This window comes from Chitinophaga sp. (assembly GCF_017745275.1).
In the GTDB taxonomy this organism is placed as follows: domain Bacteria; phylum Bacteroidota; class Bacteroidia; order Chitinophagales; family Chitinophagaceae; genus Chitinophaga.
Genome location: NZ_JAGHZS010000002.1, coordinates 439,385 through 465,191, shown reverse-complemented (window position 1 = coordinate 465,191; position 25,807 = coordinate 439,385). Strand labels below are relative to the sequence as shown.

The 25,807-nt window shown below is 44.9% G+C and carries 14 protein-coding genes; 7 read left to right on the top strand and 7 right to left on the bottom strand.

Features of this window, described 5'->3' with window-relative positions:
• The first annotated feature begins 2 nt into the window (after positions 1-2).
• The 5 genes from J7623_RS07620 (at position 3) to J7623_RS07600 (ending at position 13,292) form a co-directional block, all read left to right on the top strand.
• Positions 3-1,409, top strand: a complete 1,407-nt coding sequence (locus J7623_RS07620; protein ID WP_291919165.1) for a hypothetical protein — start codon at positions 3-5, stop codon at positions 1,407-1,409.
• Positions 1,410-1,444: 35 nt separating this feature from the next.
• The gene (locus J7623_RS07615) at positions 1,445-2,836 is read left to right on the top strand and encodes a hypothetical protein (protein ID WP_291919164.1); all 1,392 of its coding nucleotides are present in this window, start codon (positions 1,445-1,447) and stop codon (positions 2,834-2,836) included.
• Positions 2,837-2,895: 59 nt separating this feature from the next.
• Positions 2,896-11,487, top strand: coding sequence for a hypothetical protein (locus J7623_RS07610; RefSeq protein WP_291919162.1), 8,592 nt, complete (start codon positions 2,896-2,898; stop codon positions 11,485-11,487).
• 390 nt (positions 11,488-11,877) lie between these two features.
• Positions 11,878-12,642: a glycoside hydrolase family 11 protein gene (locus tag J7623_RS07605; RefSeq protein ID WP_291919160.1), complete on the top strand. Its 765-nt coding sequence runs from the start codon at positions 11,878-11,880 to the stop codon at positions 12,640-12,642.
• A 128-nt stretch (positions 12,643-12,770) separates the two neighbouring features.
• Entirely contained in the window at positions 12,771-13,292 is a 522-nt protein-coding gene (locus J7623_RS07600) for a hypothetical protein (RefSeq protein ID WP_291919158.1), read from the top strand.
• A 93-nt stretch (positions 13,293-13,385) separates the two neighbouring features.
• Here the strand turns inward: J7623_RS07600 and J7623_RS07595 are convergent, their stop codons facing one another.
• The gene (locus J7623_RS07595; protein ID WP_291919156.1) at positions 13,386-14,624 is read right to left on the bottom strand and encodes an NAD(P)/FAD-dependent oxidoreductase; all 1,239 of its coding nucleotides are present in this window, start codon (positions 14,622-14,624) and stop codon (positions 13,386-13,388) included.
• A gap of 171 nt (positions 14,625-14,795) precedes the next feature.
• Between J7623_RS07595 and J7623_RS07590 the strand changes: the two genes are divergently transcribed.
• A complete protein-coding gene (locus tag J7623_RS07590; protein WP_291919154.1) occupies positions 14,796-15,293 on the top strand; it encodes a MarR family transcriptional regulator in 498 nt (165 codons plus the stop codon).
• A gap of 161 nt (positions 15,294-15,454) precedes the next feature.
• On the opposite strand, the gene J7623_RS31745 is transcribed toward J7623_RS07590, so the two are convergent.
• The 3 genes from J7623_RS31745 to J7623_RS07580 form a co-directional block, all read right to left on the bottom strand.
• Positions 15,455-15,673 (bottom strand): ORF6N domain-containing protein, encoded by a 219-nt coding sequence (locus J7623_RS31745; protein WP_366838660.1) that lies wholly within the window; start codon positions 15,671-15,673, stop codon positions 15,455-15,457.
• A gap of 106 nt (positions 15,674-15,779) precedes the next feature.
• Positions 15,780-17,429 carry a hypothetical protein gene (locus J7623_RS07585; RefSeq protein ID WP_291919153.1) on the bottom strand — a complete coding sequence of 550 codons (1,650 nt, stop codon included), beginning with the start codon at positions 17,427-17,429 and terminating at the stop codon, positions 15,780-15,782.
• Positions 17,430-17,820: 391 nt separating this feature from the next.
• Positions 17,821-18,348, bottom strand: coding sequence for a dihydrofolate reductase family protein (locus J7623_RS07580; RefSeq protein WP_291919151.1), 528 nt, complete (start codon positions 18,346-18,348; stop codon positions 17,821-17,823).
• Positions 18,349-18,539: 191 nt separating this feature from the next.
• Between J7623_RS07580 and J7623_RS07575 the strand changes: the two genes are divergently transcribed.
• Complete coding sequence (locus J7623_RS07575; RefSeq protein ID WP_291919150.1) at positions 18,540-23,405, top strand: PKD domain-containing protein; 4,866 nt, start codon at positions 18,540-18,542, stop codon at positions 23,403-23,405.
• Between the two features lie 288 nt (positions 23,406-23,693).
• Here the strand turns inward: J7623_RS07575 and J7623_RS07570 are convergent, their stop codons facing one another.
• From J7623_RS07570 to J7623_RS07560, 3 genes are all read right to left on the bottom strand, one after another.
• Complete coding sequence (locus J7623_RS07570) at positions 23,694-24,500, bottom strand: AraC family transcriptional regulator (protein ID WP_291919147.1); 807 nt, start codon at positions 24,498-24,500, stop codon at positions 23,694-23,696.
• Positions 24,501-24,520: 20 nt separating this feature from the next.
• Positions 24,521-24,922, bottom strand: a complete 402-nt coding sequence (locus J7623_RS07565) for a heme-binding protein (protein ID WP_291919145.1) — start codon at positions 24,920-24,922, stop codon at positions 24,521-24,523.
• A gap of 67 nt (positions 24,923-24,989) precedes the next feature.
• Complete coding sequence (locus J7623_RS07560; protein WP_291919144.1) at positions 24,990-25,781, bottom strand: SDR family oxidoreductase; 792 nt, start codon at positions 25,779-25,781, stop codon at positions 24,990-24,992.
• Between the last annotated feature and the right edge of the window lie 26 nt (positions 25,782-25,807).

Sequence of the window (25,807 nt, the reverse complement as noted above, 5' to 3'; positions counted from 1 at the left end):
TTATGTTTCCCTTTTCCCTCAAAATAAATCTGCCCGGCTTTATATGCTGTATGTGCCTGTTGACAACGCTTTCGCTAAAAGCGCAGGAGCAACTGGAAATACATCATATCAATGTAGAAAACGGAGATGCTACCATGATCCTGATACATAATACGGCGGTGGATACCTTTCCCGCTGCCGTATTGATTGATGGAGGCCTGAGAGAATCCAATGCCTTCATCAAAAATTATTTCAGAAATTGTTTGCGGGACTCTATGCCGGTAGCACATTTTAAATATATGATCCTGAGCCACCATCACCAGGATCACTATTACGGCTTTAAATCACTGGGTGACAGTGCCTTCATCCAGGTAGACACCGTCATTGATGTTGGTGGTTATAAACTCAACAGCACCTACGCAGCAATAGCTCCTCCGGATAGCAGTGGGCCGGCACTTAGTAGAGGTGGTACAGGTCCGAGATTCAGAAGTGCATACCTGGGTGGGCTGAAAAAGGCCTACAATAGAGGCTTACTGAAATCCAGGAGTAGTGTGATCACCTCGTTTCCACGCGATATAGGAAAAAGCATTACCATCGGTACTGTCAATGGTATCCCTGTAACGCTTACCTGCGTTGCCGGCGCGTCCTATACATATGACCGAAGCAGAAATGCTGTCAGTAATGGTGTTTCTGCCGCCAATAATTGTAATGATTATTCACTTGGGTTTGTACTTCAGTACGGAGAGTTTCGTTACTTCACGGCTGGAGACCTGGGTGGTCAGAATACAGGCAATTCCATCGACCAGGAAACGACATTGGCACGTGGACTGGACACACTACTGCCTTCCCTCAGCTACAGTTTTGATAGCACTGCCACGACGGACAGTGTAACGGGACATATCTGCGCTTTCAAAGTAAGTCACCACGGCAGCGATCACAGCACCAATGCCGTATTTCTTCAAATACGACCTGCAGTAGCGATCGTTTCTGCAGGCAACAAGAAAACCTGGGCATTGCCTAATCCAGCTTTTCAACACCGCCTGGATGCCTCGTGGAGGCCACTTTCCAGCCGTGCAGACAGCACACGGCCTTTCGGCGTATCTGATCGCGGGCTTTACATCACCAACCTGTACAATTTCCAAAACGCTGGTACAGCGAGAGACAGTTGCCTGAAGTATGCGGTACTGTTGTTTGCCGGCCGTACAGACACAGAGTTTCATTATGGCAATGATTATGATGCCGCAGGTTTGGCCACCCATGCGATGACCGGTTCCAGCGCTGATCCAACGTGTAAAGACAGTTATATATTGGTTGTTGAACCGAATAACATCACCACACAATCCACCTTCTATTTATACATGACCAATTATTGGAAAGGCGTTATCATGAGTCCCGTAGGGAATTACCAGTGTCATCGCAACACGCGGTAGTAAAGTATTCATTCATCATTCAATAATAACAAACAATGTGCTATCAGCAATTATATACCCTGTTTCGCAGATGCTGTTGCTGCCTGTGCCTCCTGATACCGCTGTACACGGCGGCCCAGCACAAAATACTGGAGATACACCATATCAATATCGAAAATGGCGACGCAACAATGATTGTAGTGCATGATACTTCCAACAACACCTTTCCCGTGAAGATTCTGATTGATGGCGGCAATTCCGGGACAGACAGATTCCTGCAAAACTACTTTACCAATTATTTTGGCGCTACCAACATGCCGGTGACTTTCAAATACCTTATCCTGACCCATTTTCATAAGGATCATTATGCAGGATTTAATAAACTGAGCAACGGTAATATCTTCCGGGCAGATAGCGTGATAGATCCCGGTGGATATACATTAGGTGCTACGTATGGCGCCATCAATCCGCCGCAAGCCGCCCCCAACAGAGGTGCCAGCGATGCGCCCAAATACAGAACGGTATTGAAAAATGCGTTCAATAATAATTACCTGAAAGCCCGCAGTTTGGTAGTCACTTCTTTTCCACGTGATATAGGCAAAGTGTTGATAATAGACACCCTGAATGGCGTACCCGCTACAATGAAATGCGTGGCCAGCTCTGGTTATACTTATAGCGCTGATGGCATCGCTGTGAATGATGGCCTAGGAGGCCGTGACAATCCCAATAATTTTTCCCTGGGCTTTATACTTGAATATGGCCAGTTCCGTTACTTCACGGCCGGAGATATGGGTGGATATGATGCCGGCGGTTGTACTGCTTATATTGACCAGGAAATAACGGTGAACGGAGGCTTTGACACAGTTTTCAATACTAAAAGTTACCGTTTCGACAGGAATGCCGGCAATGTATCTGCTATTGGTCATGTCTGCGCTTTCAAGACAAGTCATCACGGCAGTGATTGCAGCTCCAGTCATGATCTGCTGAAATTTACCGCCTGTGCGATGTTTCTGTCGGCAGGTAATATGTCGAAATGGGGACTGCCAGAACCCACTTTTCAGAGACGCATAGACACCCTACTTGATCCGCTCTCTGAATGGTCTTCCGCCAACCGGCCATTGGGGGTTAACAATCGCGGGATCTATATCACTAACCTTTATAATTTTAAGAGTGGTACAAAGAAGTACTGCCGTACTACCGCTATCAGCCTGTTTGCCAATAAAGACAGTACCAACTTCAGCTATGGTAATGATTACGATGCACAGGGTGTGCATGGCAACAACCAGTACCAGAGCAAGGTGGTAACCTGTAAAGATAGCTATGTGTTGAAAGTGGAACCGATTAATATCACCACACAGAGCCAGTTCTATGTCTTCCGGGTGAATTATTACAAGCACACCAATCAACCCTTGTCTACGTTTCAGTGCCATCGTAATACGCCACCATAATCACCATTGTTATCGATAAAATACTTTCTTCCTAATCCTATTTCTATAAAACAGTCACCATGGACCTCCAGCAACTAGCCAGCAACCTGCAGCAGCAGATATCCAACGGCACCCTAACGCTTACGCCTGCACTAATACCCAGCAACCGGTTCCCGTTCCTGTTGCAAATGCTGTCGCTGCAAAACATGGTATTTACGCTAACTCCGGCTGATATCACAGTGAAAGATAATATCCTGTCTATTTCCGGGAAAGTGCAACTGTATAACCAGGATAATGATGGCGTACTGCAACTGATCAATACACAGGGTAGCATACTGGAAACAGTACTGGATTCCATTCTTAATAATCTATCAATACCACAGCTCTCGCAAATGGGATTATTGCCATTAAACCGGCTGGCAGATCCTAATATATTTCCCTCTATTCCTTTTCCCGGTATTCAGCTGAATGCCTCTTCTGTGACCTATGCTATGACGCTTTCCGTCCTTTCGTCCAACATCGGCTTCCCCATTATCCCGGGAGCAGGAGGGCTTTCATTGCTAAATTTCGGTTTTTCGATCCTGACGTATGTTAATCCCATCAACCATCAGCGAACACCCAACCTTAACGTTACCGGTGTTTTCCGTATTGGCAAAACTGATTTGTCTATATCGCTGGCAGTGCCCATCAACAACAATATGCCAGCTAATCAATGGTCACTAACATTTTCCACGCAGCAGACCTTACTGGGAGGCATATACGATATTCTGGGCTTATTCCCCGGTATGAATGTGCTGGGCAGCATGCCACCCGAAGTGGCGGTACTGAGTAATTTTGGTATCACGCAACTGAGTATTCTTTTTAACCCGGCCATACAGAAGATCTATGATGTAACGGTGATCATCTCTAACCCGCATCCTTGGCAGGTATCCAGCGGCTTTGCCATCGAGCAGCTACGCATTATGATGCAATTTAACAGGGTGCCGGCGAAGCCTACCTTCACACTGGACATTGACGGTGTATTTAATATGAAGATGTCTTCCGCTACTGCAGAACTGGACGTTAATGCACACCTGCCTTTCGGCGAAGATGAATGGCTGCTTGCTTTTTCTGCAGAAGTGGAGATCGACAAATACAACGAGTTTTTTACTGCACTGCCGGGACTTTCATCCACACCTGCTCCGGCATTGCCAGTAGATATTACTTTCAACAGCTTCACGCTCAATACCCTTGAAATCACCTACAACGCTGCCTCCCGACAGATCAGCCGCATTAACTTCGATATCGCCACAGAAGTAGGCATTAAATTTTTCAATGTACTGGATATTGTGAATCCAGCTATGGCACTGGATATAGAGAACCCTTTTTCCTCCGCTGACCGTACCATCAGCGGGTTTATCAGCACACAGCTTAACATCGTAGATATTCCGCTGGAACTGCGCGCAGAAAAAGCGGATCCTACAGCAGGATGGACTTTCTCAGGCGCTATGCTGCCTGGTACCAGTATCAACATCATGAAGCTGGTGAAAACCTTCCTCTCCTCGTTGGGTATCACCAACCTACCTGCCTGGCTCGATCAGGCTTCACTGAATATCGAAGGGGTTAACGTTACCGTATATACGCCGGCGCCAGGAGCAACAGATCAGAAAAACAAATATAGTGCAGGCGGCACCGTTAAATGGCAGCTCAATTACCAGAGCTTTGTATTGCCTAAACTCACCGCTACGTTGCAAATGGATTATGTGAATGGCAATGCTTCCGGTACAATCACCGTAGAAGCCCTGCTGTTGGGCATGAACTTCAAGGTGGGTTATAAGTTCGGTACACCGGATACACAGGTTTACCTCGAATGGGAAGGTATTGTAGCGCAATACCAGCATGATAGTGTAAAGAATACAGACACGATCACCGTAGTGTTTGGAAAGATGTCGCTGGGAGAGATTATCACACACCTTATTGCGTCTTTTGAGCCGGGCTTCACTTTATCGGCTCCCTGGAATGTACTCAACAGTATTAACCTCAACGGCTTGTCGTTTGTATATGTAAGAAATATCTCTGATCCATCCCTGAGCAGCCTGAAAGTTGTTTATAAGAGCAACGTCGACCTGGGCTTCCTGCAGCTTTCTGCGATCACACTTACAAAAGATAATACCGGCGTATATCTTGGTTTTGAAGGCAAGTTCCTGGGCATGACGATCAGCAGCAGCAATCCTGAAACGGCGCCATTGGCGGGTAAAGGCAGTGATGTGCGCAATATGCCGGGAGTACCGGGTATGGGCAGCCAGTTCTTTGATCTTCGTTTCCTGGGTATGGGCCAGCATGTGGCATTTACCAATCCCGGTAATATCAGCAACATACAGGGTGCTATTGATACCATGAAGAAATCATTCTCTGATACCAATGGTCAACCTAACAGCGTACCGATTAAACCTGACAGGCAAGGCTCCCTTTATTTTGATCAGAACAGCCACTGGCTCTTCGGTGCAGACTTCACCGTAGCGAAGTTCTACAAGATGGCACTGATCTTCAATGATCCTGAGTTGTATGGCCTGATGATCAGCATCGATCCTACTGCGGCTTATTTTGCCAATCTTTATTTCGAAATTCTCTATAAGAAAATAAATGACAACATCGGCATGTACCAGATAGATCTGCAACTGCCGGATGTTTTCAGGCATCTCGAATTCGGGGAAGTATCTATTACGCTTCCCAATATCGGGATCAGGATCTACACGAATGGTAACTTTTATCTCGACTTCGGCTTCCCTGCCAGCATTACAGACTTCTCACGTTCTTTCACGGTGCAGGTATTTCCGTTCACCGGCTCGGGTGGTTTTTACTTCGGCTGGCTGAGTGGCGCTACAGCTACTAATCTCCCGCAAACCACCTGTGGTATATTCAATCCCGTAATAGCCTTTGGACTCGGTCTTCAACTGGGCGTGGGCAAAACAATTGATGAAGGTATCCTGAAGGCCGGGTTGTATCTCACCGCTGTAGGCATTTTCCAGGGAGTGATTGCCGTCTTCCATGCTACACCGGGATTAAGTGGTGCAAAAGACGATCGCTATTATAAGCTGCAAGGTACCTTCGGACTGGTGGGGCATATTTATGGTGAAGTGAACTTTGCGATTATATCTGCACGGGTGGATATATTGGCTTATGTGTATGTGAGTATTACGATAGAAAGTTATATGGAGATACCTATCTCCTTTGTAGCCGGTGTATCCGTTTCACTACGTATCACCATTAACCTGGGATTATTTAAAATACACATTAACCTCAGCTTCAGCGCTACTATCCGGGCGCGGTTTGTGATAGGCAGTAATCACCCGCAGGATGCAGGCTGGAACGGCTGTCTCACTGGCGGTAATTTCCCGGCATGCCACCGCATTGCCGCAGACCTGGCTGTAACATTAAACTGGCAACCGGTTTCACCGGATACCGGCACCAACTACCTCCTGGACCTGTACGTGATACCGCAGCTGACAGTTTCCGGAGAAGGCGCGACGCCCGGCCCACAATACAACATGATATTTTATATCGATACTGCCTCTGCTAATATTTCCAACACGGTGAATGGTCTCATCGCGCTCAGCACGGGCGTATTATACTGGTGCCTCAGCGCGCTGGTCAGCAATGGTCGCAGCAGCGTTCCACTAAGCTGGCTGCAAACACAACAGATCAGTACTGATCAGCTACAGGCGTTGTTATGTTATTTCAACACCAGGCCAGATAATGTAGCGCCGTTCAATTACAGTAATACATCAGGACATGATATTATTTCATTCCTGAAAACATTCTTCAGCGTACAGATCACCGCTACCGATCCTGCCACCCAGCAGGAGCTGCAGGCCGCTATCTTCCCCGCCCTGCCACCACTGCTGATGCAAACAGATTACAATGGCACCAAAGGCTCACAAGTGAACTTCGCCACACAAAGCATGACCGGCAGCAATGGCTATATCAGCGCCGTTTCGAACATACTACGCACACTCAGTATGGATGCAGAAAACAAGCTTACGGCTGATTATTACGGCAACGCCTGTACGCAGGTAACTGATCCCGACTATCAGCAGCAGCCTGACCTGAGCATGCCTACTTATATTTTCACAGATTTCATTGCCCTCGTAGCCAAAACGTTCCTGCAACATGCACTGGACTATATGCAGGCCAACAAGAAAACAAGCCTGGACGCAGAAAGCCTTGTCAATGCAGTAGTGACTGCCGCCAATGTAACACAGGCCGGCAGTATGTCTTCGAGATTCCTGTTGTATGGCTTACGCTTACCGGCGCCGCCAGATGCAACCACCGGCGCTATTACGCCACTGTACCAGCTTACAGGCCAGCAGTTCCCACTGCCCGCAGCACTCAAAACCGGTGATACATTCAGTATGAACATCGCCAAAGATGCAGCAACCACCTGGATCTCCTTTAATCCCGGCAATGCAGCGTCTCTTAATATCACTATCAACAATGATGAAATCACCCGCATCAATGATATGCGCAGTGTAGTATTGTCGCCTACTCTTCAACCCGGTTCACCGGCTGCTATGGTGAATTACCGCGATACGCCGCAGGCTTTTACACTCAATAGCCCCGCATTGTGGCAATACCCCGGTGATTACTTTGCCGGCGTAAGCGGAAATCCTGTACTGTGGCAACTGCCACAAAGCCTGACCGATGTATTTGCATTGCATGCCGGTACCTCCATTCCCTTCTCCCTCCTGACTATTCAGCCTTCCGGCGATGGCAGTGAGAAAGGAAGCATCAGTCATCTTGCCTGGGCCACCACCGTACCGGTTACCATACAGGAAATCACCGCCGGCTCCGCACCCGATACACCGCTTGCCGGCAATATGTATAACCTTACCGGTGCAGACGACAGTGGTGTAATACTATTACAACAACTGATCATCTACCTTAATACTACCCGCAAAGGTGATGACAGCTTTATTGCACAAATACAGCTGTTGTATGAACCTGACCCGACAACAGATTCCGCAGGTGGTAATATCTCTGCCGCCAATGGCGCAGTACAACTGGCTATTGTACAGGCCAACCTGAGCACAGAAACCAATCCCCTGGGTACATCCAGTTACCTGAAAGATAACGTGACCAATACTTACAACACGCTGAACAAACCAGGTATATTCCTCCAGCTCTTGTGGGAAAACAGTATTGTAAGATCAGGCGGATTTTATCTTTACTACCGCAGTTCCGGCGGCGAAGGCATTCCACCCTACCTGTTCAACAAAGACGGGGTAGCGCGCCTCACGCTGGTAGTCACTTATACGGACCTGCTCATACAACCTTTTGTGAACAGTGTGGTTACCGGCGATCCGGTGGATACTTCCACTACCAGTGTATATGCGCAGGCAAGCAGCATCACCACCCGTGTAGCTACTATACCGGTGGGCACAGTGGGCTATACTGTAGTACGCGATAATCCGGGAGAATACAGCCCTTCCCAGCAGCCACCTACAGCCGCAGACAACCAGGTATACCTGCAGAACCAGTTCAACCTGCTGGGTACTACCCTGCCAGGCGTAGCCGCCTATCAGAACCTGCTACCAGCCGGTCCTGCGGACACACTGGATGAAGACCAGGTAAATAAACTGCGCGCCGGTGAAACACTGGACCAGGACACCAGTTACTGGAACTATGCAGCGGTGATCCCTTATTACAAATACATGCAAGCTTCCGGTACAGACCCTGACTATCCCAACCCATATGCAGGCATCGGCGCTACCGTGCAGATGCAGCTTAACTGGCAGGATATGTTTGGCAACATACCGATGAGCAACGTGCAAGCGTTGACGTTATCAATGGCTTCGCTGTATACCGATCCCATCATCGCCATATCACAATGGCCTGCCGTATCTTCCTACTACCAGTTTACCCCGAATAGCGGAAAACCGGAAATACAACTCAGCTTCTGTTTCGACAAAACAAAATACACCGGCAGCAAGAGTCAGAATAATGCTGCCATAGACCTGGAAACCTACATGCGTCTCTATTACCAGTTGGTGGTATGTACCGATGTGAACATGAGCTTCCGCTCCTCTATTGACGGCACCGCGGCTATACCGGAAGGCTCCGTTCGCAGTATAGATATTGCTGCCCTGAACACCAACTTCCTCACACCGGTGATCAGCTACCTGAAAAGCATTGTAGCTGCTACAGCAACAGACAGCAACAGCATCCTGTATACCATCAGCAGCCTGGTGGATACCTCCGCGATAGCAAGCTACGCAGATATACTGCCGTTGACATTAACAGTAACGGTACAACGTACTTCGCATATAGATCCGGCCTTTGCTAACACTGCCGGTATCACCACCGCACAAACCACCGTACCGCCCCAGTCTAAAGGCACTCCCTGCGGCAACGGCAACGATGATACCTTATCACTCACGCCATTTGCACAACAGTTTGAAGCATCCTTCAAGGATCAGCCAACCGCAGGCATCACGCTGAAACTGGCTACAGGCACACCGAAGGAAAGCGAAGACAAAATACCATCGCTATGGATAATAAGGCTGGACAGCAACGGAAAGAGCGGTATCAATTTCAGCTTCAACAACGCCGCGGTATATTTCTTTGCACCCGTACCGTTGGCCAACAACCTGTTATCCTTCAGCAGCAATAACTATCCGTACGCAAGTGGACAGCCATATCCCGCAGGATCTGCAGTGACACAACATTTCAGCAGCATAGACCTCGACAACTGGGGACTGCAGTTCCTCACCGCGGTAGATCATTTCCTCAGCCCGGCCTATGCCGTGCCCGCCTTCCTGCTTGACAACGGCGTATCATTGGCATCACTGCTGGCAGAAAAAGAAAACATTGCCAATGCTATCGAAGGGACCATCGACTACATTATAGATCCGGGAAATGCACCACAATCCAACATCGGCAACGCACAGGATAAATGGAAACAGGTGATGCTCCAACTGTTGTCTAACGCTTACCGCTATACTACAGCAGTACAGACGCCCGCTACCATCAACTCCGGATGGACAGGCAGCAACAATCAGCCCCCGGAAGCCCCTTACGTGCCGTCATTGTACGGCAGCATGAAAGGCACTGATCCTTCCCTGCCACCAGGTACACCACCTAATACTTCCTATTCCCTGTCCAATGCTAAAGTGCCAATGGGCAACGGGCAATCGTGGCTTACGTATATGTTTGAATCGAAAGACCTGCCAGCCAGCCGCAGTTTCTCCTTCACCGACATGCGTTATGCCGTCAGTCACCTGGAATACCAACTGCAACCTGTTGAAGGTATAGAAGGCTACATGGCATCGTCCTGGCTGACCTTCATTATCCCACTGGATAACAGCCTGGGACAGATAGGCAACGTCACCATACCGGTTCCGTTGCGCGCCTATCCTACGCCGCCTTCTATCCTGAGCCAGGGACTTCAATATCCTGTCAACAGCAGTACCTCCCCTATCACCATTGCCGATACAAGGGAGTGGAACTACCGCTATGTATACCAGAATCAGTCGGCCGCACAGGATACCATACATACACAGGTGCAGTTCAATATCCCGGCATCCAATAACACGTTCCTGTCGCGCAACCTGGATGAACCGCCTACACTGGACCAGGCCCTGTCCCAGTTCATGTCTGTGTATCCGGCCATCCTGGCGGACTTCAATATGCACTTATTGACACTGACTGCGGATGATGTAAAGAACAACACCACCAATGCGCAGGCTGCAAAAAATGCCGTAGCGGCTTTCATCAACGTAGTAACCGTAGTGGCTACTGCCTGGAGCACCTGGAACCAGATACATCCACGCACCAAAAAACTGGTGAGTCACGGACCACTTAGCCTCGCATTGTCGCCGTATACTTTATCATATACGATCACAGAAAACGAACAACCGACCACCACTTATCTCAGCATCACCGTTACGCCGGACAGCGGCAACAGCGTTCCAATGGTTCCGCTGGTCAATATCAGCAATTACACCGCAGAGCCGGTGAGCGGTCAAAGTAATACCTGGACCTACAAAGATGCAAACGGTAACTATCTCCTGTATGCTAACAGGAACAACGATCCCGACAGGGAAGTGGTAATGCAGCAACTGGACATACTCCATGAACAAAACAGCTGGGCAGGCGCCAGCATCATCCGCAACGAGTACCTGGTACAGAATAATAATGGAACGTGGCAGCCCACCAATCAACGATTCATCTATCAAACGCCGTGGGTGCGCTTCTTCGACAAGCTTGTACCGCTGCTCAATTGCAACCGCGCTGTAGATATCGCCACTATTAACAGCAATGTCTTCCCTGCACCGCAGCAGAGAACCCTGCGGGAGAACATGACACAGCTGTTCAGCGCCCTCACTGATGAGGTAACGTTAACAGATATACTGATCAAATTACATGTCAGCTATCAGTATACCAAACCGGGCACTGCCTTCACAATAAACCTGCCCGTATTACTGCTGGCCTCTACGAAAGTAAGTATCGCAGATAAAGGATTGGCAGTAGCCACCATGATAGCAGAGGCCATGAAGAAATGGAAGGATACCCATGTGCCGGAAACCAATAAGGCGCAATACACTCTTGATCTGACAGTTTTCTCTGATGACAGTACAAGACCAGTGTTGCAAATACAATTGTATTTACTAATAAGTGGGCTGTTAAATATGTGATTAACTAATTTATACCCTAAATAAAAAAAGCCGCATAAGTCCTATGATCTATGCGGCTTTAATACCTGTTAATATTACTGTTATGATTCCCGTGGCACAAAACCCGGGTACAGAGTGCTATTATGAAACTTTAGCGAGGACCTGGTCCCGGCGGGCCTATAAAGCGCCACTCACTTCCATCACTTCTACACAAAAATCCCCTATTCAATCATAAAGCAAATCATTTACCTGTCGCCTGAGTTTTGGCAGTTCTGCCTGATGACCCGGTATCAGATCTGGTTGTTCTATAATAAGCAACCTATGAACATTTGTGTAACAAATTTGGTGATTATTAGCATGGTTCCATTTTGAAATACGCTTTTTTTACTCCTCTAACCAAATAACCACGATATGAAAAAACAAAACCCACTGACAAAAGTAACCAGGAAGGTTGCTTTTGGCGCTGCTGCAGTCTTTGTACTTGCAGGCACTACAATTTTAACAAGCTGTAAAAAAGAGGCAAGAACCCAACCCGATATAGCGGGTATTGAGCGCCTCTCCAATGCTGCAGTCACGGCCCAATTTTACCAATCAGGTACACATAACGGCTTCTTTTGGTCACTTTGGAAAAGTGATGGCGCCACAGGCACCGTTAATTATGCAAACGGCCCTGGCGGAAATTACAGCGTTAACTGGAACGGATTTAATGGCAATTTTACGTGTGGCAAAGGCTATTCGGTAGGCTCTGCAACTTACAAAATAGGATATAATCTCGGTACTTATTCAAATTCCGGCGGCGGTACTTTCGGCTGGTACGGATGGAGCAGAAACCCTTATTATGAATATTATGTGAATGAAACATGGGGTGCAGTATCACCGCATACCGGCACTTATTTAGGAACATTTGACAGCGATGGTGCAGGTTATAACGTATGGACCCGCTGGATGACAGGTAAAAATATTGATGGAGGTGATGGCTTCAGACAAATTTACAGTTCCAGGGTTACAAAAGTTACTACCGGGCAAAACCGCGTCATTACTTTTGCCAATCACTATAATAAGTGGAGTAGCTTAGGTTATACACTTGGTCAGTTAAATATTCCGGCTATTATGGTTTCAGAAACCTGGGGCACTAATACTAACGGCAATATTAACTGTACTATCTGGATGCAATAAACACTGGCTTACATTAGCAACAGATCAATACTGCCCCGCTTTCTGCGGGGCAGTATTTAGTGTGGGTACTTCTTATCACTTACCCGGATTAAGTGTGCCGCTTTAATAATATTTTATAATTAGGGATAATGAGATCAATAACTTATTTTTTTGCATTTTTTATTTTTGCACTTTCTGCCTGCGATTCACCAAATCTTAAAAATACCGACGATAATAAAAAATTTATAATCGGGAAATGGCATAGATTTTCAATAGCAAATGGATATAGCGAATTTGATATTGATTCGCAATACATCGTTTTTTATAATCAGAAAGTTGGTCGGTTCGGGCTTCGTTATAAAATAGAAAATGATTCGTTGAGATACCTGACAAATCATTACGCAGCTAAGATCACGGACTATGGTGACTCCGTACATCTTGAAGGCAACGATAGTACCAGCGCCACTTTATATAGATTTAAAGAACCGGATGTTCCTTTTAAGATCATTCCTGAGATAAAAGACACCGTGTTATTTGCCACATATGTGGCAGGTTTCAATAAAAGATTAATGCGGGAATTTGAGATGGCCGGTATAAAATTTTCTGATGGTGCGGAAAACCCTGGCGAGCCTGCGTATGAAGAGCTGTTAAAAAAAAGCAATCACAAATAAAAAACGGGCATGTTAAGATAGCTGTATAAACGAACCAGTTATCTTAACACACCCCTGTTTTATTCTCTTACCAGTTAGCGCTTGCGAACTGAATTATATTTCCAATTTGTCAACATCATATTCATATATCCAGCTCATTTTTTTCTTTTCCATATTGATAAAATATTTCAGCATGATATCCCTGAAAAAGCTGGCTATCGGGTTGGGCTTTGATTTAGCCTTACCTACTTTCCTTGCCTGTGCAATAACCTTGGCTACACGATCTGATCTTAGTTGCTGAAAGCGGGAAAAGGCCAGCCGGGGGTTTGTATATTTGGCCATGCACTTCGCCAGGACTGCACTGTCTTCCAGGGCTAATGAAGCACCCTGTCCGGTATGTGGCGATATAGCATGTGCTGCATCGCCGATGAGGCACACCTTTTCAGTATGCCATTTTTCCAGAGCAGGCATATCATAGATTGGATAAGCAAAGAGGTCATTGCTCGCAGTAATAACCTCGCTGATTTTTGGGTGATCGTTTTTATGAAGTTCCAACAGTTCTTGCTTTATACGCTGTTGCATGGAGGGATCATAGAGCACCCTGCGGTCCGGCTCCTGATCCCAGTCATAATTATTAAACCACCACACCTTTTCTGTATTTGTAATGGAGAAGCCAAAGAAAGCCCGCATACCAAAAGTCATTTCAACAGCCTGGGAAGGTGTTTTCCAACCTGGAATTTTCGCAATAGCTCCTGTGGACAGCATTTTGGTAAAGGTGGGTTTTGGTGCGCCGGGAAAGACCAATCTTCTGCATAATGAATGGATACCGTCAGCTCCTACCAGGAGATCATAGCCGGTCAGCCTGCCTTTACTGGTTTCTACCTCTATTTTAGTACCGGCGTATTCAATAGCCTGTAATTTGCAGCCATATTCTACCGGGGCACCTAAACTGGCTAATTTTTCATGCAGCAGGTCGTTTATAGCGGATCTTTTGACCTGAATACTGCTGATGCCGTAAGCCTCCTTTTGATAGGATGCGTCCAATTCCGCAATAAGCCGCCCCTTTGCATTGTAAAAATGAAGTGTTCCGGGAACATACTCCTCATAAATCCGGGTAATATCAACAAGACTGGAAAGGACATTCAGTCCATTTGGAGATATTCCAAAAAACAATCCTTCGTTCATCTCTGCCTCTGTGCGGGCTTCTATGACTTTTACTTCTGCCCCTTGTTCAATCAGTTGGATGGCAAGTGCCGGGCCGGCAACTCCGCCGCCTACAATGAGTATTTTCCTGTTATCCATGGTATAGGTTTTGAAATGAACGATCATTTTTAAGTCCGGAGATAAAGACATAGCCCCCACTGACGGGTATATAAGGACACTGTCCTGCCTTCAAAGTTTTATTAATCATAGTGTTCATCCTGCTGATTGTTAGATTTATAAATAATATTCCAGGTATCTTTACCATAAAGTAGATTACCTTTATCATTAAGTATCTTTATCATAAAGATAAATTGTTTTTTTATGGACGGAAAAAAAAAATCAGGAAAAAGTGCACTTTTGGCAACCATCGGTGACCTGGCAAGGGAATTTTCGACGAGTACAGTACTTATGCACCAGGCAATTGCGCAGAAGGCGGGCCTGACTGGTACAGACCATAAATATATAGACCTGCTTTTTCAACATGGCTCTATGACTGCCGGGCAGCTTGGCGAATTAAGCGGCATCACCACGGGAGCAGTTACGGCAATGATCGACAGGCTTGAAAAAAGTAAACTGGTTAAACGCGAACACAGTCCTGATGACAGAAGGAAGGTATTGGTAGTGCTTGACCGGGAAGAAGCATTAAAACGGATAGGCCCTGCGTTTAAAGTTATGCAGGAGGACCTGGAAACCCTATATAAAGACTTTACCGTATCAGAACTTGTAACTGTAGAAAAATATTTAAAGGCAGTTGTTGAATTTACCAATAAACAGATCAGGAGCCTGAATGAAAAGCCAGGCAAAAATGTGTCCCGTTGAGTTGTTCTGGTGCTTACTTTCTTCTGAGGAATAGTTTACTTAAACCCTTGCAGAATCAGTTTCTACAAGGGTTTAATGACGTCAGGAGTAATTAGTTCTACACTTCTTCACTCTATTTTCAAGTTGCTCCAGCTTCATTAAAATGTCTTTGCTGGTAGAAATCATCTGGCGATCCGATGAAATATCCGTATTATCCGGATATTTAAACCTATTGCCCTCTCACTGCTCAAAACACAGGAAAGCATAGTTACACCTTGCGCACTAAAACAAAAAAGTGCGTAGCGAAGTCCCCTAAACTCCTCTTTAGTGGACGCAAATTGCGTCCTCCAATTCTCAAACCCTTCTTTGTCCATTTCAAACATGAAGTTTTTGAAAAATATTGAACGCGAAAAGCCTTCAAATCTTTCGACTTGAAGGCTTTTTCATTTCTCCGGAAAAGCATACTTCTACTTAATAGTTATAGCTGTCTGCGTGACAATAGCTCTATCAGGCCATTGAAAATTCCGACCAAGGCGCCCAACGTCCGCCGTATCCATAATATGTTCTACAGAAGATCCGTACTTTATCCGTTGCGTCCGTTGAAATAGTAGTATACTCCTGAATAACATCAGCCGTATTAGAGTTACCGGAATAATATACTTTTAGCATTCCCCGTTTATGCAGTGGGAAATTTTGGCCTGTGTTTAACCAACTTGTAACAACAACAGGGAAAAAGTATCCGCTGGCAGTCATTGTGTTCAAGTCTTCACTTCCATTTAGTATTATACTTTTATTCTCAATCAATGCATTGGTAGTTCCAAAAGCGGCCCAGTGAGCTGTGGCATAAGTACCGGCCTCAGTGCATACCCATCCGGCATTGGGCTTCTCCGGTGTTATATTGGTATTCCATATAATGGTACCACGGCTTATGGATGGAGAATAATTGACAACCCCGCCATTAGTTATAGGCAAACTGCTGCCAAAATATATCTTACTAGTCCCGAAATGGTCAGGTGTGTTAGCATCATTCCATGAGGCAGCATTACCAGTAAATACATCTGAAACACTTGTATTAAACTGATCAAGATTCCGGTTACTTACATTAGACAAGGAAATACCTCCATTGGTTGGTCCCCATGTAACAGGATAAAAATCCGGACTACTATTTTCAGTAAGATGAAAGTTCCCAATGATAGAGATTCCGGTATTAGGGGAACCTATGTCACCCGTAGGATCTCCACATATAACATCGCCCAAAACATTCCCTTCAAAGTAATTAAAACCAATCACCAGAGAAGATGTAAGCTTATATTTAATGCCATACCCTGACAGCCCTTCAATCAGGTTATTTGTAATACTTACATTTGAAACCCGATGTGGCGTACTGGTTGACGAAGAAAAATTGGCAAATGATTCTGCACTTTCAAAAATACTGGTTGAAATTTTTATATCATAGACCCCTCCATTGGCATCAAAAAATACACCGCTCCAGTTTCTTGCCTGGCAGTTGCTTATATAAATAGACTGCACATAATAATTGGCTCTCAAAAATTTTAAACTAATAAAACTACATCCTTCAAAACTTGTCCTCAAATATTTATTGGAATCCAACACATAGGTTCCGGTGTTTGCGTTATCACCTTTGAACACAATCTCTCTGAATCTTACTAACTGTGTTACCGGCCTGTCTGCTGAAGCAGGATTGAGTCTTGTTGAAAAAACAGGAAAGCTACCGCTGGCAAAAAGGCTTCCATCAGAAATAACAAAATATTCTCTAAAAGCCGGATTATCTACCAATCTGTCGATAAACAATGATGATGAAATTCTAAAATCTCCATCGAGATGCAGGTTCAAACTATTAGCAATACAGTAATCGATAGCTGCCTGAATCGCAGCGGTGTTATCAACCTGATTCGCTGATGCTCCAAACCATCGGGCACTGATGCTTCCTGAATACAATCTCAAAAAATAGCCATCAGTACGGGTATTATGCTTTATGTGAATACCCTGATCCAAAGGAGGTAAGGTTCCAACCGATACCCAGATAAAGGTACCACCACCACCATCTCCTTCATCAAAATAACCACCTGCCATCAGCTCCTCATTTAAAGGCGGCACAGGGATATCCTTCATGGATAAAATACTTTTTGTGTACATAACAAGGGTTTAAACAATGAAAAAAAATTTGATTAATCACCAACAACTATTGATTAGCGATTAATATCAATTGCAATTAAACCGCCTGCTACGCACTGGAAATACGTGATTACAGAATATAAAAAAATCATATACCAGGGACAGCCAAATCTCAATCCACCTGGTATCCCAGCGAGAATCCATCACGGAGAGACCATTAACAGTTAATTAAATGCAAATAGTTCTTTACCGTCTGTGTTTCTATTGCCGCATCCAAGGTAAAACGGGATCGATAAGTCTTGACACACTTTCATCTTCCCAAAGCTTTAAGCTACCGATTTAAAAAAAACAACCACATGGAATGTAATTTGATCATATTCATTGTCCGGCGGCAGGCATACTTGTTTTAATGTTATTGCTGTCTTGAGTAATGTACTAAAACCGCACCGCAGGCAAACGCTTTACAAGCTACCAGTTTTAACGTTAATTCATTTTTTAAAGGGTTGAAGGTTTGTTGTCCGTTACCTAATGCAGCAGGGTTAGCAAGTACATAATATTCATCGATTAAATCATGTTGTATTAATGATGATACAAATGAATTACCACCATATACAATGATATCTTTCCCGTCCTTATTTTTCAGTGCTTTTATGGCCTCTGCCAAATCGCCATTTATAATGGTTGTATTGTCCCACATGCTCTCCTTGAGGGTATTTGAAAAAATTGCATTTGGAATTTCCGAAAACCGCCTTCCTAGTTTATGCTCATCATCATTGGGATTGTTTGCCACTTCCGTCCAATATGGAATAAATCCTTCCGCGGTTTTTCTCCCATGCAGAATGCAGTCCACATTGGTGAGATTGTCAATACTAAAGTCTGACATTCCGCTGTCCCATTTATTGTCAAGCAAAATGTTCATTTGTAATTTTATCTTTCTCATGCTATTGTTTTTTACAAAAGTAATTTGGTACCCTTACAAGCCAGGTAGGATATTGCGACATTTAAAGAGTTATTTGCGACAAGTAGTGAGGGCGTTTTCCGGTTAGGAATCCAAAAATCAGCATTTTGTACATTGCAATTAATAACGTAAATTCAAGGTACACAACATATCCATGAATGAGCCTTTTTAGCTTGGCAAAGCGTAAATCGGGTCCATCACTATTTGCCAATCTATTAGCATGCTGTTTTATATCCCTGGGAGTTAACGCGCAAATCAAAGCAGACTTCAATGCTTCATCAACCACAGATTGTGAACTGCTGCTAACAACATTTAGTGATAAGTCAACCGGCCAGCCAATTTCCTGGCAATGGGATTTCGGTAACGGATATACCTCTACTGAACAGCACCCCGGGGCTGCCTATCTTAAACCCGGTATTTATACGGTAAGCCTTACCGTAAAAGACTCTGCGGGCCATTCCGCTACAACTATCAAAACAGGGTATATCACCGTAAGATCGAAACCCAAAGTTGATTTCACAGTCACCAACGCAAGTGGTTGCGCCCCTTTACAGCCTACTTTTACAGACAAATCAGACCCGGTAAACGGTACCCTGATCACCTATACCTGGGACTATGGAGATGGTACTACCGGGACTGGTAGCAGCAGCACACATACCTATCAACAGGCAGGCAAATACCCTGTTATCCTGGTTGTTACTAATAGCTATCAATGTACCAACTTCAAAATGGTAGATACCCTGGTAAAAGTGTCACCGCCTATAGTAGCCGATTTTAATGTGACTGATAAAATATTCTGTAAGGCACCCGCCACCGTGCAACTGACCAATACATCTACAGGGCCGGGCACACTGACCTATAAGTGGACATTTGACGATGGGAGCACCTCCTCCCTAAAAGATCCCGGTACACATACCTTTACAACTAAAGGTATGCACAACGTTACCCTTACGGTAACGAATACCGGGCAATGTACCGCTGTCAAAAAAATTGATGACATTAATGTTGCCGCCTACAAAACCGACTTCACCTTCCCTACTCCCATCTGTTCCAATACCCCGGGGATCTATAGTGGCGTATTTTCCACTACCTCTCAACTAAAGGTAGCCTGGGAAATCAATGGTCAGCCAAACATGAACAATCCCGGCAATACCACTACCTACACGCCTCCGGCTGCAGGTCCGCTAAACGTAAAACTGATTGCCACCTACGGTCAATGCGTGGATATCATTGAAAAAAAACTGGACATCAAATCAACTCCAACTATCGGCATCACAGCAGCGGTACCTCCTTTCTGTAACATGCCGACCTCGGTTCAGTTCACAGACAATGCCCCTGCCGGCACTTCCAGACAATGGGACTTCGGTGATGGTCAGACCTCCGGCGCAAAAAATCCATCTCATTCCTATACCATTGCAGGTAATTACGCCGCTACGCTGACCGCCACCAGTAAAGATGGCTGTACTGCGATGAGCCAGGTCAGTGTGGACGTATTCCCCGTAAAAATCACAGCGGATGAACAAAACCGGAGTGGCTGCGTGGGATTAGTTACTACCTTCCATGCCTACAGCAGTAATACAGACGCAATTAAAACCTATGAATGGGATTTCGGAGATGGTAGCCCCAGTTCCACACAGCCCACACCCAGCCATCAATACAATAAAGTCGGCATCTACGTGATTTTCCTGAAATATACTACCATCAATGGTTGCAAAGGCAGGGTACAAACAACGAATAATGTAGAAGTATACCAGAAACCTGTACCTGATTTCTTTTCACCGGATGCACCCATGATATGCGGCAATACACCGGCTGTATTCAAAGACCAATCAGATATTGGTGACAGTTGGCAATGGGATTTCGGCGACGGGGGCACCGGTTCCGGGAAAAATACGACCCACAGCTACCAACGGCCAGATACCTACACGGTACAGCTGATAGTAGGTAACCATGCCTGCTATGATACGATCATCAAAAAGAAATATATTACTGCCACCAACCCATTTCCCCGGTATACCGTCAAGCCGGTGGATTGTAATAAACGTACTACCATTATTTTTGAAGATCATTCCATCGGCGCCGAATCCTGGCTATGGAACTGGGGCGATGGTACTGATACCAGCTATACGGTTTCCACCAGTACTTTAACTCACGTATTCCCTGGCAGTGGCACCTACCAAGTGGGGCTTACCGTAAAAGACAGCCACTGTACCACACATGAAAGCATGAATGTAACCGTGATCGCTGCTGCCCCAATAGTGATCACCACCGACAAAAATACGCTGTGCAGCAATGAATTACTGGATGCTGCCATTACTACCTACAACCCGGCCATATATAAAGCCGATGGTTATAAATGGATGGCCAACGGAACTGACGTAAGCGATCCGGATAACCAGCATACATTCACCTACAAAAACCTGGTTCCCGGCAAATACAAAATGCAACTGGCCGCTGAAAACCTGCAAGGCTGTACAGACCTCAGCAACATTGTACCCGTCAACGTACGGGGGCCTGTGGCCGCATTCAGGTTGCCACCGGCAAAATGCCCCGGTAATGAACTTGTTTTCACTGACCTCACCAACATCAGCAATAGCGCCGGCGTTATCGAATGGCAATGGGATTTCGGTGATGGCTCTCCTATACAAACCTTTACCAAAGGGCCTTTTCTCCACACTTACAAACAACCGGGCAGTTATAACCCGATGATGAAGGTCACCGATAAAGACGGATGTATAAGTTACGGCTACGATAATACGTTGCTTGTAAAAGGCCCCCATGCCACATTTACCGCCAGCAGCTACCTGGTCAAACCTGGCACCGATGTATACTTCTATAACCAATCCACCGAAACCGATGGCATCATCACCAGTGTTGACTGGAGCTTTGGTGATGGAAATACTTCTACGGCTACTGGCACCGCCATGAACAACTATACCCAAAACGGCATTCACCAGGTAGTATTACGTATAAAGGATAACAATGGTTGTGAAGACCAGGCAGTAAAACAGGTTAAGGTATCTCCTATCGGGGCAGACTTTGCTTACAAAGCCATCTTTGCCAATGGTGGCACCTGTGCACCCATGATCTTCTACTTTACCAACACTTCCCTGAATTATGTTTCCAATTATTGGAGTTTTGGCGACGGCACCTCCTCAACGGAAGTCAATCCCGTACATACGTATACGGAGCCGGGGCGTTATGCAGTAGTACTCACAGCTATGGGAGAATCCGGGACCTCAGACCAATTTACCGATACCATAGAAGTGAAAGGTCCTTATGCCGCAATCATCGCCAGTTCAGATGGCGGCTGCCTGGAAAAGGAAATTCACTTTACCATCCTCAGTAAAAGCACGCAGGATTTTAGCTGGGATTTTACCGATGGTATTATTCTTCATACAAAGGATACAGCAGTACAACATCTGTTCAAAACACCCGGCATCTATCAGCCACGGCTGTTATTATCTGATGAAAATGGCTGTAGGGGCAGTGCCCGGCTTCCTAATCCTATTGTTATTGATAAACTGGATGTACAAATAAAACCAGTACCAGATATCCTTTGCGGGAAAGGAACAGTAACATTTGCCCCGGTATTCAACAGTTTTTCCATAGATCAGCTGGGCAAACCAGGCAGCTATCAATGGGCTTTCGACTCTACGCTGATACCCACCAACGCAAATACAGCCACGCCATCTTTTTTCATACCCGCTCCCGGTAAGTATGATTTCAGTCTTACCACCACCACCGCCTATGGATGCCATCAAACAGTGCGCACCAACGTAAACGTATACACGAAACCGGCAGTCAGCATTGCAGGTCCGGATAAAATCTGTGTGCAGTCATCCGCCAGCTTCAACGGCAGCGCAACAAACGACAACGGGCTCACCTGGCAGTGGAACTTCGGTAATGGACAAACCGCTACAGTAAGTACCCCTCCCCAACAGCTATACACCCAACCCGGCCCTGTCAACATATCACTCATTGTTACCAACAAAGATGGATGTACAGATACCGCCCTGCATCTGCTGCAGGTACAACCTTTGCCGAACGTAAAAGCCACTTCACTGAGCGACTTTATCTGCCGGCGTAATACGACTGTGTTGGAAGCTGTTGGAGGAAGCAGTTATGAATGGACGCCGGTGACCGGGCTCAATAACCCATTAATAGCTGCTCCTACGGCAAGTCCTGATAGCAGCACCACTTACCAGGTAAAAGTAACAGACAATAACGGCTGTATTAATATAGCGCATTTAACACTACAGGTGATACAACCTATTAAAGTGATAGCCGCACCAGATACAACACTCTGTCTGGGCGCCCTGCTGCCACTATATGCATCCAGAGCAGATTACTATAAATGGGAAGGCGAGGGACTCACCGATCCCAATGCCGCCGTTACCAAAGCAAAGCTGCCGCACACCGGTAACTATACCTACACCGTAACCGGTTACGACAACAAAGGATGTTTTTCTGATAAAACATCTTTGCAGGTAACCGTAGCACCTTATCCTACCGTTGATATAGGACCTGACCAGGATGTAATGGCCGGCACTTCCGTGCACCTGAACGCATTGACAAGTAATGATGTTATCAGCTATAAATGGCTTCCGGAACATGATATCACTTGTGCTGCCTGTGGAAACATACAGGTAATTCCCAACCTTACCACTACATATACTGTAGAGGTATCAAACCGCTATGGCTGCAAGGCAAAAGATGATGTTACCATACATATTCTCTGTAACCAGGCAGCCGTTTTTATGCCCAATGCGTTTACCCCCAACTTTGATGGACAAAATGACCGCATCTATCCGAAAGGGAAAGGAGTAAAAGAAATCATCTACCTGCGTATTTACGATCGCTGGGGAAATCTTGTATTTGAAAATACACATTTCCAGGTCAATGTTCCTGCTGCCGGCTGGGATGGCAACAAGAACAATCAGAAATCCCTGGCAGGCAGTTATGTTTATTTTATGGAAACTGCCTGCGAAAACGGAGAAAAATTTGCATTCAAGGGAAGTATATTATTGGTGAGATAACCCGCATAAAACTACGTAAGCAAGAATAGCAAATCTGTACTTTGATAGGCTAACAAATAGACCCAAACAGCATAGCCCGCGCTAAGCGCAGGCTATGCTAACCTGATTACATATAACTGTTATTGCCAGGAATAATGATGGGGAAATATAAGGAACTAAACGAAAAAAATGGGCTACATATTTTACATGTAAAAGCTCCGATTTACTCGGACAGTAGGATAAATTTTTAAGCGGCTGGAGCTAGATCCATCCAGTCGCTCTTTCTTCACGAACGTTAATCGCTAATTTTTATCTTACTTCAGAAGTAGTCAATCCGAACTTTTGTTTGAAAGAAAAATAAAAATGAGACAGGTTCTCAAAGCCTAGGTCCATATAAAAGTCAGATGGCTTTTGTTGTTTATATCTAACTAAGTAATAGGCTTCATCCAAACGCTTTTCACGTAACCATTGTTTGGGAGACACATTGAAAGTTTTAATAAAGTCGCGTTTAAATCCTGAAAGGCTACGCCCGGTAAGTTTAGCAAAAGATTCCAAGGGAACATTAAACATATAATTTCGATTCATAAACTTCTCCAGGTCTATTTTATAAGGTGCTGAAAAATCAAATAATATATTTTTAAAATCAGGATTACTTTGCAGTAACAGTTCTATCGCTTCCCTGATTTTTAAATTTGCTAATCGTGGTGTAGCCTCTTTTTTCTTATTAATGTATGGCGCAAGAGAGATAAAATAATTATGTAAAAAATCGTCGGGTTCAAAGAATAATTTCTGTTTTCCTTCGTAGTTATTTTTTACCACAATTTTATTCTCAAGTGCATATTTCTGCAAAGTTTCTTTATCCAGCGTAATGGAAATAAACTGGTACTTTCCGGATTTGGAAGGATATTTAATTGTACGGATCAGCTGGTTTTTTCGAACGAGGACAACAGTGTTCTCTGGAATTATAATATTACCGTTCGCATAAAAAGCATGCGTTTCCCCTGAAAGTTGAAATCCTAAAAAATGTTCAGGGTAAAACTCTTCGTATCCCCTGTGCTTTTCAAAAACGCAGGAATATACCAACCTATCAAAAATGATTTCATGTCTTCCTTCCATACTTACAAATATCCGAAATTCTATAAAAGTTCAATAGCCCCGGCATTTGCAATTTCTTTGTCCTGTTCGGGAGTACCGCCTGAAGAACCGATTGCTCCGATGACAACACCATCTTTATTCTTCAAAACAACTCCACCTGCAATGGTCAATAACCCGTCATTCGAATTTATCATACCATAACCATTCATATTGGTGCCGGTGATGATTGATCCCATAATATCACTATCCACACCAAACATAGCCGCAGTCCTTGCTTTTTTAATGGCAAAATCTATAACACCATAAACACTATCTAGCCTTGCAAAGGAGATCATGTGTCCGCCTATATCCACTACTGCAATGCTAACAGGTATCTTTAAGGTTTTAGCCTTTTCTATTGATGCATTTAATGCTTTTGCTGCCTCAATATAACTTATACTCATCTCGATGTATTTTCATTTTTAATAAATAGGAAGCACTGTTCTATGTCCGTACTTCCTTGGCATCCGGCTAGCTTTTTACAGTCCATGCTTCTGCCTGTAATTTCTTTACAAAATCCTCAGTTTCTTTTGGGTGTACATTTCTAAATTTAGAATTATCATCTAATGCTACATTCACAATACAATCCGCCATTGATTGAGGATCTAATTGATGGCTCAATGATTCTGCTGCACCGTCAAATGCGGAGGATGGTGTAAAATTGGTTTTAGGATCGTACCAACGGAAAATGCTATCTACACCACGGTCATTGAAGCCAGTACCAAATACGCCAGGGTTACAAGTAGCAATCTTGATATTGAATTCGGCTAATTCTGTTTTTAATCCTTCGGCGATAGCTTCCATTGCATGTTTTGAAGCACAGTACGCCGCAACATATGGCACTGTCCATAAGCCCCCCATAGAAGTAGTGAATACAATTTTTGCAGGCTTCCTTTGTGCTATGAATTTTTTGATAAATCCCTGTGCCAGCTCTAGACCTCCAAATACATTCACATCAAACATCGATCGAATTAAATCCAGGGGCTGTTCCGCAATAGGACCACCTTCCATAATGCCTGCATTGCTAATTAAAATATCTATATCATACTTTTGGGTGATATAGGCAATGTCACGCTGATTAGTTACGTCCAGTTTGTCAACCGTAAGATTAACCCCCAGTTCTTTAGCTTCCCTTATCAGATCAGTCATTTGAGGATAAACCTGTGCAGTAGCAATCACTTTGTATCCTTTTTTTGCTAAGTCAAATGCGGCTATTTTCCCAAAACCGCTTGCGGCTCCTGTAATTAGAATTGTTTTACTCATTTTTTTTATTTTAATCAGAGCATAAA

What these genes read in the sequence shown, in the direction of transcription:
- J7623_RS07620 (WP_291919165.1), top strand. Translation starts at nt 3, where the DNA reads ATGTTTCCCTTTTCCCTCAAAATAAATCTGCCCGGCTTTATATGCTGT.
- J7623_RS07615 (WP_291919164.1), top strand. Translation starts at nt 1,445, where the DNA reads ATGTGCTATCAGCAATTATATACCCTGTTTCGCAGATGCTGTTGCTGC.
- J7623_RS07610 (WP_291919162.1), top strand. Translation starts at nt 2,896, where the DNA reads ATGGACCTCCAGCAACTAGCCAGCAACCTGCAGCAGCAGATATCCAAC.
- J7623_RS07605 (WP_291919160.1), top strand. Translation starts at nt 11,878, where the DNA reads ATGAAAAAACAAAACCCACTGACAAAAGTAACCAGGAAGGTTGCTTTT.
- J7623_RS07600 (WP_291919158.1), top strand. Translation starts at nt 12,771, where the DNA reads ATGAGATCAATAACTTATTTTTTTGCATTTTTTATTTTTGCACTTTCT.
- J7623_RS07595 (WP_291919156.1), bottom strand. Translation starts at nt 14,624, where the DNA reads ATGTCTTTATCTCCGGACTTAAAAATGATCGTTCATTTCAAAACCTAT.
- J7623_RS07590 (WP_291919154.1), top strand. Translation starts at nt 14,796, where the DNA reads ATGGACGGAAAAAAAAAATCAGGAAAAAGTGCACTTTTGGCAACCATC.
- J7623_RS07585 (WP_291919153.1), bottom strand. Translation starts at nt 17,429, where the DNA reads ATGTACACAAAAAGTATTTTATCCATGAAGGATATCCCTGTGCCGCCT.
- J7623_RS07580 (WP_291919151.1), bottom strand. Translation starts at nt 18,348, where the DNA reads ATGAGAAAGATAAAATTACAAATGAACATTTTGCTTGACAATAAATGG.
- J7623_RS07570 (WP_291919147.1), bottom strand. Translation starts at nt 24,500, where the DNA reads ATGGAAGGAAGACATGAAATCATTTTTGATAGGTTGGTATATTCCTGC.
- J7623_RS07565 (WP_291919145.1), bottom strand. Translation starts at nt 24,922, where the DNA reads ATGAGTATAAGTTATATTGAGGCAGCAAAAGCATTAAATGCATCAATA.
- J7623_RS07560 (WP_291919144.1), bottom strand. Translation starts at nt 25,781, where the DNA reads ATGAGTAAAACAATTCTAATTACAGGAGCCGCAAGCGGTTTTGGGAAA.